Consider the following 11,625-nt stretch of genomic DNA (forward strand, 5'->3'; position numbering starts at 1 on the left):
AAGTCGTTAATTGATATAGTTGTCCATCGTTATATTTTCATTGAACTGAAATATTGTTTTTGCAAGATGATCTAACGATTGACAAAAAATTATTGTTTAGCAGTTGGGTCTAATTCCATTTCCATCTTTGTTTTAGCTTTGCATTTCTTATAGGTCTCATTCCCCTGTAATATAACGGCGTTTAAGAATGTAATTGTTGTTTCCGTATTTATTATTACGCACTTCGCAAATATTGCTATTATACCAGGTTCCCATAACATTTGCCTGGCGGCGGAACCATCTACCTTCAACAACAGTTGTATTCAAATCGGCTGCTGTTCCTTCCAGGTCACTCCATGTTGTTCCTTTATTATCGCTATATTGCCACCTATAGGCATAGACACTGTTTTTATCAAATGGTATTCCATCTATAGTTGGGCCAATACCTTCAGGTATATAGAGTTGCGTCTGATGGTCAACTATCACATACGGAGCGATACAACCTCCTGTTATCTTCTTTGCTTTACTGCAATCTTGCTTCAATAAATTATAGGCTGTTGTGACAAAAGTAAAAGCGGACTGACCCTCAAAAATCAAATCTGAGTTTTTCATCACCTTCCACGAATAGTTCAAAACGACACACCATGTATTGCATGGATTTTTCAGTCGAAACGTACCATTATTTCCAATAACATCTCTTACTACTTCTGTACCAAAAATTTCAGAGTAATTTTCAAATTTGTAATCCGTTCTTAATCCATCATAATTATTCGTAGCGTCCAAAATATTGAAAACCACACCATCGTACCTATCACAAACAATGGTTGCCCCGTCTTCATATTCAATTTTATTATATTCTAAGACTATCTGAGCAGATACTTCGGTTATCCACAACAAAGACATCAATAGTATTATATATTTTTTTTTCATCTCGTTATTCTATTAATAAAATTTGAAATCTATTCTATCATCAGTTACCGGATTTGAGAAACCATATTTTTGAGTATATGCAACAGTCAGATATATTATCATTCGTTCCGATTCGTTAGCATATGTTATGACTAACGTGAATGAACCAGAGTAATCATTCACTGTTGCCTTATTTCCTACAAAGACCTCTATTTGCTCACTGTTTTTTGAAAGAATTTCCAAACCTGAACCTGAACCTGGATCTGACACGTCATTATATGTCCATCCAGTCGGACTTTGTGTCAATCTTACTTTTACTGAAGTCTCATCAAACTTTAAATCAACATTTTGTATCAAATATTGATTATGTGATAGGAGACACTCGGAATTATAAACAATTGAATTTTTATTTGTCACAGAAAATTGAAAGTCACATGCTCCTGATTGCGCCTTAACATTACACACACTTAAAATGAGCAATAATACTATATATATCCTTTTCATTGGTTAATAGTTTAATTGTACGAAAATTACTTTCGACTACAGTAGAACACTGTATTTATTCGACACAACACCTTCCTCAAGGCTGGTGCTAATAAACATATCATTTCTGGATGTTATAATTTACCGATGAAACAGGATTTCCATTAGTATCGAAAGCTCCCACTAATTTCCCATCTGTATTGTAAACAAAAAAGGCCGAGGTGCCGTCGGGCTGGGTTATCCGCGAAATGCCAACCCCATCTAAATATTCGTAGGTAGTCACATAAGCATCCGACACCCCGCGCAAAGTTTTTTCTTTCTGATAATCCAATGTGCCAACTAATGGAATCTGAAGACTTCCTATCAAACTTTCAACCTGGGCCTTTGTTTTGTTCTCTATTCTGGCAGCCACAAACCTTCCGCCATACCCCCAAACTATGGTTTCAACCTTTCCATCGGGATAACGAACCTGCAAAGGACGACCCTTACTATCGTAATACTCAACATTGGTTTGCAATACTAGTTGACCATCATTGCTGGTTTGTGAAATCTGAGCAAGGTTAATTAGATTTCCACTTTGTACATAAGTATAATCAATCTTTTGTGTTTGATTTCCATTCACCATTTGATCATTCGACAATGGTTTATTTACCACATTTTTATCAACCATTTTTTTTGCCATTATTCCAACACTACCAGAAGGGTAAGTATATATCGTTTTTATCCCGCCAGAATTGGGAGAATATGAATCAACACGAAAGTTTAGTGGATAAACATAGTTGGTCTCAAAAACATCATCCGACGATGAGGATGTTTCAATCCGTTTAATCAGCTGGTGACTGTCATTGTATTTATATTCGGTCTGTTTATTGATAGTTATTTCTCCATTGTAATAAAGCGTCTCAGTTTCCTTTATAAGCAAAGGACTTTCAGCTATGGAAGGTTTCATACCAATATATCTCCCCCCACCCCCAGGGCCTGTTAAAGGCGTTTGAGGATACCACAAAGTATTTTTTGATGCACTTAAATTATATTCGAATTTCTTTTGACAAACTACCTGATTGGATGAATTGTAACTAGTTATCATTTTGGGCTTTCCAAACCCCAAATCATTAACCGACGACTTCCACATTAGTTTTTGATAGACGCGGGCATTTCGATTATAAATACCATTAGCATAATACATATCAATTCCAGGGGATGGGGAATAAATGTAATATTTATTAATTTCCTCAAAAGCACTTTTTGCAAAAAAATCAGCATCCAATGCTTCTCCATCCGGTGTTTTAATAACACGTTTTTCACTATTAAAACTTCGTAAATCCGAATCCAAAAAGGATAAATACTCATATCTTGTATAAGAGCCATCGGCATGTATTTCCGTAACATCGGGATAAACAATATGGGATTGCCCTATTTGGTTAAAATCAGATGACATAATGTCTCCGCTAACCTTAATATTACCGGATAATAGATATCCCGTTTGTTGATTATCACTAGGGTTAAAAACGCTCAGTTGTGTTTCAGGAGCAGCAACCATTTCAAACATCGCTACATGGAATGGCTCTTTGCAGAGCAAACCTATATTGTACCGGAATTCTTTAAATCCGGTTAAAACATTTGATTTATCGTAATTCTCAATCTTTTTTATACGTAATCCGCCTACCGTACGGGAAGGAAGTTTATTGGTTATATCCCGAACTGCTTCTCCTATTCTATATTTATCGTTATATATAGTATCTAATACCACAACCTTATCGTAACGGTTGGCTTCATAAGTATATTTTGTATATCCTCCCGTTGGCCATTTCATTTTCGAGAGCATTCCAAATTTAGCCGAAGTAGAATCAGGCGCAGATTGATGATATCTTTCATTTATTACCTCTTCGCCTGATGAGTCGTAATCTAATTCAGCCAGATACATGTTCCTTGCGTTGTAATATCCCCAATGATCCAGTTTAAGAGTTCCTACCTCAGGTGCATTAACTACCAAAGAACTATCAATCCCCAAATATTCCATTTGGTACTCTCCTTCGCCAGAAACGCTAACCGACCGCAAAAAACTACGAAACAAATTCTTACCGTAAAATTGATTGATATAGTTTAAACTGGCTGTCTTTAAATCTTTCGACTTGTGTTTTATTATTATGGACTTTAACCTTGTTTTAGTATTGTTATCATACCTCTCGTAGGTTAAAGTGATTGTACTGTCATTGTCAACAACAACATTTTTTAATAATGGAATAAGTTGTCCAACAAAAAAATCTGGCCAAGAATATCCCTCGGAGTCTAACCCATATCGAAGACCACCCAACGGCGGATTTTTAGAGGAGCTTTCAACTCGATCGTATTCTAATGTTACCTTTCGTCCGTTAATTGCTTCAATAGAAGATAGATGCCATGCGTTTCGTGAACGGGAACCAGCTGATTCTGCTACATTCTCATTATTCCATAAAAGAGATAACCAATAATACACTTTATTCTCAAAAATAAACTTTGTGCCATCGCCTACTGTAATTACAATACGCTTCCATCCGCCATAAGGAATACGATTTCCATCTTTGCCTAAAGGGTCTAAAGCTGAATTATTGCCGTCAAGAGCGTCATTTTCAAAAGCAACACTTATTTCACCGGCAGGAACATTGGTGTTAAACACTTTTACCTCATTACACAATCCCATGGTAAAATCGCCACTATATCCACATACATTAAAGTGAAATAAATCGGGCTGGGTATCGTAAAACATGGCCTTCGGTGGTTCTTGATACCACGCTTCGCTAGATGTACCAGTCACACTTGTTCTAAATGTGCCAAACGCAGCGGCCGGATTTTCATACCTTCCATATAGTGTTATTAAAGGCTCTGTTAAACTTTTTGAAAATACATACATAGGGAAGAATATATCTTCTCCGGAACCGCTAAAAACAGGCATAGGTTCTTTTAAATGCATATAAGCAAACCCATAGACATTTTGAGGACTACCTGGAAGACTGGTAAAGCCATACACGTCACTAACACCAATAGCCATCAACACTTTACTGGTAATTAAAACAGGAGAGGCTAACATAAATGGAGTTGTCCAAAATTCCTGTTGGCCATTATATGGCACATCATCAGGAATACCTCTCACGGTTCGGGTAATAACGCCACCGATATTTAAATTCCAATCGTGCCCCACTATTCCAGGTATCCGGTTTGGTACCATCCCATTTGAACCATAATGCAACGATATGGGGAATTTAAAATCAGGGTCTTCGTACGTGTAAATAGGGATACTTATGCTAACAGTTCCTGTATATGGATTTGTATCAAAATTTCCATACTGAATAAAGTTCCATGTGTCGGCTGGTAGTGCTGTTGGGTAAATGGCATGCTCGTCAGAATTTTGAGCCATAGTGATACCAAATATGCATAGCATACCCAACATTAGAGTGCTTATTTTCATTTACTTGGGTTTAGATTATCCGTCAACTCCTCCGGAAATTTTAATATTCATACTTAGTATGAAGTTGTATGCTAATTAAAGAAATAATACAAATAAAGTGTTGTAAACACAATATAGACACCAAACAATACATTAATAACTATCTATAATTATTGATGTAATTTTATAATCATTTAAATAGCATAATACTTGGTTTTTTGATCAAATTTAAAAACATTTTTTAAAAAAAATATATTGTCAATATTAGTTTACCTTAACAAAATCAATCTGGAAAATTAAATCATATGAATATTTGCATATTATCACTAATGCATACTACTATCCTTAATGCATTTAAATATTTTTATGTTATCAGTAGTCAATATTTTATTTTTTTTAACTTTACATTTCAATTTAAACAGTGTTTCTCAAATCGTTGTTTTCAAACAGAACATGAACCGCCTGTCGTGGGGAACCTTGTTTTGGTTGTAATGCGGGAAATATGAACATTGATAAACCAGATAATAACCTGTATGAAGAAAGTCGTAACAAAGATCAAGGCATTTTCCTTACCTGAATTATTGGTTGTTTTAGTAATTATGGGAATTTTGGTTTTACTTGCACTGCCAAACCTAATGCCACTTATTTCACGGGCTAAAAGTGCTGAAGCTCAACAACAATTAATATTTCTCCACACTTTGCAAAAAAGTAACTTCTATTCATATTCAAGCTATTCCTCATCGTTAGAAGATTTAGGATTTGAACAACAAAAACTGGTGACCGAAGGAGGTAATGCTAATTATAAAATAGAAATAACCGAAGCCGACGAACACGGATTTAAAGCCATAGCAACTGCTGTTGTTGATTTTGATGATGATGGAGATTATAATGTATGGGAAATCAACCAGGACAAGGAACTTCGCGAGATAGAAAAAGATTAAATGAATGGCAGCAGGATTGTTTATTCCACTAGTATGTATGATAATTGAAGATTTTAGGCAACGTGCCATTTCAATTATTCATATACTATTGTTATTTGTTTTCTCATTTGGATATTCATTTTACGCCTATTCGTGGCATATTGTATTAGAAAACTGTATACTTAACTTTTTGCTTTTGCTCTATCTTTTTTTATCGGTTACAATTTATTTTTTTATTAGAAAAAAAAATCCAAAAACTTTATTTAAAAACTATTTTGGAATTGGCGACGCATTCTATTTGTGCGCATTAACTCCCATTATGGCGCTTAAACCTTATCTTTTATTTTTATTGTTATCAATGATAACCTCGCTTATTTGGTGGTTTTTTAAACTTAAAACAGAAAAGACACACACAACAATACCATTTGTTGGGATCTCCGGCTTTGTTTTTTGTGGATACCTAATCATTAAACTATGTCAATAGAAAAGATCCCGACTGAAATCATTCAATTGTTCTCGTCAAAACAAGCCTGGGAATATCAGTTAATTCCTTATAAAACTGAGGGGAACACCTTATTTTGTTATGCAATTGAAGGAAAAGACTATACGGAAACCTCAATTGAAATAGAAGTATTATCAGGTTATCGAATTATATGTAATGCCATAGCCGAGCAAGAAATATCAAAGAATCTTCAGCTATATTACCGAAAAACCAATGTTCTAAAAAAATCAGGCAATGCTATTGATAACATTACTGCCGGACAAGATTTTTTAATGCAGTTGATCGAAGAGGCCTTTGATTGCTATGTTAGTGATATTCACATAGAATGCTACGACGAACGTTGTAGAATCCGTTTTAGGATAGACGGTAAACTAATAGAACGCTACGTTGTTGAAAGGAGAAATTATGCATCACTGATAAACCAGATCAAAATACTTTCACGATTAGATATTTCGGAGAAACGATTACCCCAGGACGGACGTATCTTGTTTAATCGCCACGAGAAGAAATTTGACGTTCGCGTTTCATCCTTACCAACTATTTATGGCGAAAAAATAGTTTTACGTTTGTTAACGCGTCATGTCGAGCTATTAGAGCTTGTCAGACTGGGCTTTAACGAAAAACAACTGAACGACTATGAAAATGCTATCTCCAAACCATACGGGCTTATTCTGATTTGCGGCCCAACAGGTTCAGGAAAGAGTACTACACTGTATGCCACATTACGGAAACTGAATAAGGAATGCGACAATATCCTCACCATTGAAGATCCGGTGGAATATACCCTGGAAGGGATAAATCAGGTTCAGTTAAAAGAAGAAATAGGATTAACCTTTGCAAGCGCCTTACGTACGTTTTTACGACAAGATCCTGACATCATTATGTTAGGCGAAATTCGTGATCAGGAAACGGCACAAATGGCCATACGAAGTTCATTAACAGGTCACTTAATTTTCTCGACCATTCACACCAATACGGCCTGGGGTAGTATTACCCGTTTGATTGACATGGGAATACCTTCATATTTTATTGCCAATACCCTGGTTATGTGTGTAGCACAACGTTTGGTCCGGCTATTATGCCCCCACTGTAAACAAAAAGCAGCAGCCACATCGGATGTCAAAAAAATGTTGCCTGGTAACAATAATGAATATCATTATGTAGCCACAGGATGTGAAAAATGTTATTATACAGGATATAGCGGACGAAAAGCAATTTACGAAGTAATCCCTATTGATAACGAATTAGCTCAAAAAATAAGAGAAGGCGAACAAGACGTTGATGCCATCTTAAGAAATCGAAATATAATTACCTTACATCAGGCCGGGTTAGATATGGTTTTAGCCGGCGAAACATCAATAGAAGAGATTTCAATATAATGAAACAATACATGAAACATCCAGACCACCTATCGGGCGACACACAGAACCATGATTACCGGACATGGATGTTTTATATAACAACTGAAAAACAAATTTTAGACACATGAAACGGACACTCATCTTTGTTATCATATTATTTACACTAGTATTCTTTGTTCAAAATACTTTTGCCAACAAGAGTGATTCCATTAGAGCAAAAGATATAACTGAAAAATTGAGCTTTTTATCACAAAACAACCCTTCTTATCTCAAGGAGATTGACTTATCGGTAGGAAATGTTTCAATAACTGAGATATTTAGAAATATTGCCAATCTTACAGAGATAAATATCAGTGCTAAAAATATTGACAATATTATGGCAACCTGTAATTTTTCGAAGGTAAAAGTGGTTGATATGATTCACTTTTTGTGCCTTGAGTACAACTTAGAGTTAGATGCCATTGGTAATATTGCCTCCATTTACCCTCTCGCAAAACCGGAACCTAAACCTAAATTGCCTTTTGTTTTATATAACGATACCTTATTTCTTTTAAGCTACGATTTAAATAACGATAACCTGATTGATGTTATTAAAGAAATTGGAGAAAAAACAAAACAAAACATCATACTGCCACAGGACCTTTACAATAATCGAGTATTTGGCTATGTTAATAACATGCCGCTTGACGAAGCTTTAATGGCATTTGCTTCGACTAATAATTTATTATTATCGAAAAATCCCAAAAACGGTGTATGGAATCTATCTGCTAACAATGAGAAATCGCCACGTCAGGCTGAATCGTTTAATTTTTACAACACCTTTTCAAACGATCAACTGACAATTGATTCTTTAGGATTTATAACTGCTCATATTAGAAATTGCAACATTCAGGATCTAATTACTGAAATATGTAACCAAGCAGGGAAAAACCGCTTTTTTATCTCCCCCATTAATGAGCAAACAAGTGTATATGTTTCTGACGTTTCGTTTGAGACCTTACTGGATGTACTTTTTTCGGGAACACCATTTTCGTATTACAAAGAGAACGGAATCTTTTTCTTTGGGAAAAAAGGGAATGAATTAACTTCGGTTAAAATTATCTCATTGCAAAACAGATCGGTCAATAAACTTGAAGAAGTAATACCTCAAAACCTGAAAAATGACATTCAAATAAAAACTTTCCCTGATTTAAACAGCCTGATTGTTTCCGGCGAACAACGCTCTATATCACGAATAGAAAATTTTATACAAAGCATTGATATAAAAGTCCCTCTGGTAACTATTGAAGTAATCATTGTTGATGTGACCAAACAAAGCATTAAAGAAATAGGAGTAGGTATGGGGCTTGACTCTCCAAGCAAAACCTCAGGAACCTTGAGTCCCGGTGTTAATATGAATTTAAACGCAGCATCAGTTAATAAGCTGATTAACCGACTTAATGGCTTTGGTTCTGTAAATATGGGTAAGGTAAACTCTGATTTTTATATGAATCTGAAATTTCTGGAAGATAACGGAACCATTAAACTTCAATCAACTCCAAAATTATCAACATTAAACGGCCACGAAGCGATCTTAAAAAGTGGAGAAAAAACATACTATAAAGAAATCGCCAACAGCTATTTTGGTACCCAGAACCCCATTCAATCCGAATCATACGTATGGAAGGACGTTACAGCTGATATGATCATTAAAATAACTCCTTTTGTCAGTCAAAATAATAGCATTACGTTAGAAATTGAAATTGAGCAAAACGAGTTTTTAGAACTCACCGGAGAAGATTCTCCTCCTGGAATTTCAACAAGAAGCTTTAAATCAATGATAGAAGTCCAAAATGAAGAGATGGTTTTACTAGGGGGAATTGAAAAAAACACCCAAAACAATTCTTCAAGTGGATTACCATGGATTTCTCGAATTCCTGGTTTAAAATATCTGTTTGGACAAACAACAGACAATAAAATTAAAAATAAACTAACTGTTTTTATAAAACCAACTATTCTATAAATGCAAATACTGTCTGGCATATTAAATAAAATCAATATTCTTGTTGTTGAATTTCAGGCTTCTGACACGACAAATATTCAAGCCTATATTGCGAAATTCAATCGCAATCAAATCCAATTACTGCCCGTTAACCAATCAGAATTAACGCCACAAGAGTTAACGGTTGTTTTGTATGCAGGTTATGGCGTTTTGACTAAAAACAAAGATGACAATACGGAATTATTAGAAAAGATTAAACTCAACACGGAGGTTTATTTATATACAGAAGATACGGCCAATCACACTCTTTCATTTATGCGAAAGGAGCAACTATCGAAACATGTATTTAGTGAAAATTATTTAGTCATAAATCAAGGATGTATTGCCAACATTCAACCTCCTACTATTCAATCATATATTAAAAACGTTTATATTAAACAAATTCAATGGAAATCTCTTTTTCGAATTGATTCATTAGGCCAACAAATTGCAACAGCATTTGTAAAAAAGACAAAAATGTTCTTCCTGTTGGGGTGTCTTTCTATTTTAATTTTAAACGCATTTATTGGTCATAATATCTCCACAAAATATAAAGATCAGCACAAGACATTGGTCCTGCTTCGAAAAAAACTCGATACAGAAAAAAGAATGACCAATCAGCAAATACAACGAATACAGAGTTTTAAAAGTAATTTACCTTATAATTATGCCTGGCTTTGCGACCAGATTGCCTCAGTGGTACCTTTGAGCATATTCCTAACCGAACTATCAATCCAACCACCTTTAAAGAGCAATTCCATAAAAGATAAACAAAGCGTTGATGAGAACCGAATTTACATATCAGGTGAATCGAGTGATTCAAAAAGTATTTCACAATTTATTGAAGACCTTGAAAAACTGAGTTTTATAAAAAAAACACAGTTAGAAAAAGTTACATCCAAATCAAATGCCGATAAATTGTCTTTCCTTATAAAAATAGAGATATGAAACGAATCAAAGGCCTGATATATTTGTTTCTATTGCTGATTTTACTTCCTATATGCGTGTATCAATTAGCATTAAAAAAAACAATCTCACAATATTGGTTACTTCGTCAGGAAAAAATTGAACTCAATAATTTACAAAAACAAATTAGGATAACTCCAACTGCAAACGTTGAAGATTATGGGGATGATATCTTACAAAACGGCCATTTAATAAATTTAATGTCTCAAAATATGACATTAAATAATGTGAAAATAGAGCGTTATACACCAATACTTCATAACGAAGAGGAGTTTGTTAAAGAGTTTACAGTTGAAATAGTATTTGAAGGTCAGTTTATCTCTTTAATAAAGATGATAAATGAGATTGAAACAAAATACAGTTCGTGCAAGATTGCTTCGGCTAATTTTAAAATACAAAAACAACGTCAACAAAACAATGAAAAATTGTATTTGACTTTATGGATACAACAATTAAACAATATCAAAAAATGAAATATCTATTTATTATCTGTGTTTTTTTCTGTTTTGCATGCGATGATATTTTTGACGAAAACATTGAAGACAAACACGTTGAAATCATTTCGCCTGTTGGAGGCTGTTCAATTAATGAAGGCTCCATAACCTTTATGTGGGAAAATATGGAAGGTGCTGAATATTATCATTTAATGATTGTTTCACCCTCTTTCATAGAAATGTCAAATGTAATCTGCGATACCATTATTTATGGAGATTCTCTAAAAACAGTCTCGAAAAAAACCGCCATCCTACAAAGCGGAAATTATCAATGGTTTGTTAAAGCCTTTAATTCTGCTTACTCTTCTTTAAATCCAATTTATGAATTAACAGTATTGGACATACTGAAACCTGAAGAAGATGAACCTGTTCAGGATAAAGGAGATGAAACAGATCAATAAACTAAAAATGAAATAACCAATCCAAAGAAAGCTTATTCAACAGGTAAAAGAATGAAATCAAAAGTCACAACATACATCCTTATTGTTTTAGTGATAGTTATTTGGGGAGCTATTGCTCAAAAGGTTTTTTTCCCTACTCATGACTTTATAACCTAAATTGAGCGAT

At 34.4% G+C, this 11,625-nt stretch carries 10 protein-coding genes; 7 read left to right on the forward strand and 3 right to left on the reverse strand.

What is annotated here, in order from left to right; all coding sequences use genetic code 11:
- Window positions 1-156: 156 nt before the first annotated feature.
- From M9189_RS04550 to M9189_RS04560, 3 genes are all read right to left on the reverse strand, one after another.
- Complete coding sequence (locus tag M9189_RS04550) at window positions 157-909, reverse strand: hypothetical protein (protein WP_250724968.1); 753 nt, start codon at window positions 907-909, stop codon at window positions 157-159.
- Window positions 910-921: 12 nt separating this feature from the next.
- The gene (locus M9189_RS04555; RefSeq protein ID WP_250724970.1) at window positions 922-1,392 is read right to left on the reverse strand and encodes a hypothetical protein; all 471 of its coding nucleotides are present in this window, start codon (window positions 1,390-1,392) and stop codon (window positions 922-924) included.
- A gap of 100 nt (window positions 1,393-1,492) precedes the next feature.
- A complete protein-coding gene (locus M9189_RS04560) occupies window positions 1,493-4,816 on the reverse strand; it encodes a hypothetical protein (RefSeq protein ID WP_250724972.1) in 3,324 nt (1,107 codons plus the stop codon).
- A 512-nt stretch (window positions 4,817-5,328) separates the two neighbouring features.
- Between M9189_RS04560 and M9189_RS04565 the strand changes: the two genes are divergently transcribed.
- The 7 genes from M9189_RS04565 (at window position 5,329) to M9189_RS04590 (ending at window position 11,459) form a co-directional block, all read left to right on the forward strand.
- Entirely contained in the window at window positions 5,329-5,736 is a 408-nt protein-coding gene (locus tag M9189_RS04565; RefSeq protein ID WP_250724974.1) for a type IV pilin protein, read from the forward strand.
- A gap of 4 nt (window positions 5,737-5,740) precedes the next feature.
- Window positions 5,741-6,199 carry a prepilin peptidase gene (locus M9189_RS13020; RefSeq protein ID WP_473163707.1) on the forward strand — a complete coding sequence of 153 codons (459 nt, stop codon included), beginning with the start codon at window positions 5,741-5,743 and terminating at the stop codon, window positions 6,197-6,199.
- Complete coding sequence (locus tag M9189_RS04570) at window positions 6,190-7,596, forward strand: GspE/PulE family protein (RefSeq protein WP_250724976.1); 1,407 nt, start codon at window positions 6,190-6,192, stop codon at window positions 7,594-7,596. The genes M9189_RS13020 and M9189_RS04570 overlap by 10 nt, the downstream gene beginning before the upstream one ends.
- A 106-nt stretch (window positions 7,597-7,702) precedes the next feature.
- Window positions 7,703-9,580: a type II secretion system protein GspD gene (locus tag M9189_RS04575; protein WP_250724977.1), complete on the forward strand. Its 1,878-nt coding sequence runs from the start codon at window positions 7,703-7,705 to the stop codon at window positions 9,578-9,580.
- The gene (locus M9189_RS04580; protein WP_250724979.1) at window positions 9,581-10,546 is read left to right on the forward strand and encodes a PilN domain-containing protein; all 966 of its coding nucleotides are present in this window, start codon (window positions 9,581-9,583) and stop codon (window positions 10,544-10,546) included.
- The gene (locus M9189_RS04585) at window positions 10,543-11,037 is read left to right on the forward strand and encodes a hypothetical protein (RefSeq protein WP_250724981.1); all 495 of its coding nucleotides are present in this window, start codon (window positions 10,543-10,545) and stop codon (window positions 11,035-11,037) included. Before M9189_RS04580 ends, M9189_RS04585 begins: the two co-directional genes overlap by 4 nt.
- Entirely contained in the window at window positions 11,004-11,459 is a 456-nt protein-coding gene (locus tag M9189_RS04590) for a hypothetical protein (protein ID WP_250724983.1), read from the forward strand. The genes M9189_RS04585 and M9189_RS04590 overlap by 34 nt, the downstream gene beginning before the upstream one ends.
- Window positions 11,460-11,625 lie beyond the last annotated feature (166 nt).

Origin of the sequence: Xiashengella succiniciproducens (genome assembly GCF_023674465.1) — a bacterium.
In the GTDB taxonomy this organism is placed as follows: Bacteria; Bacteroidota; Bacteroidia; order Bacteroidales; family Marinilabiliaceae; genus Geofilum; species Geofilum succiniciproducens.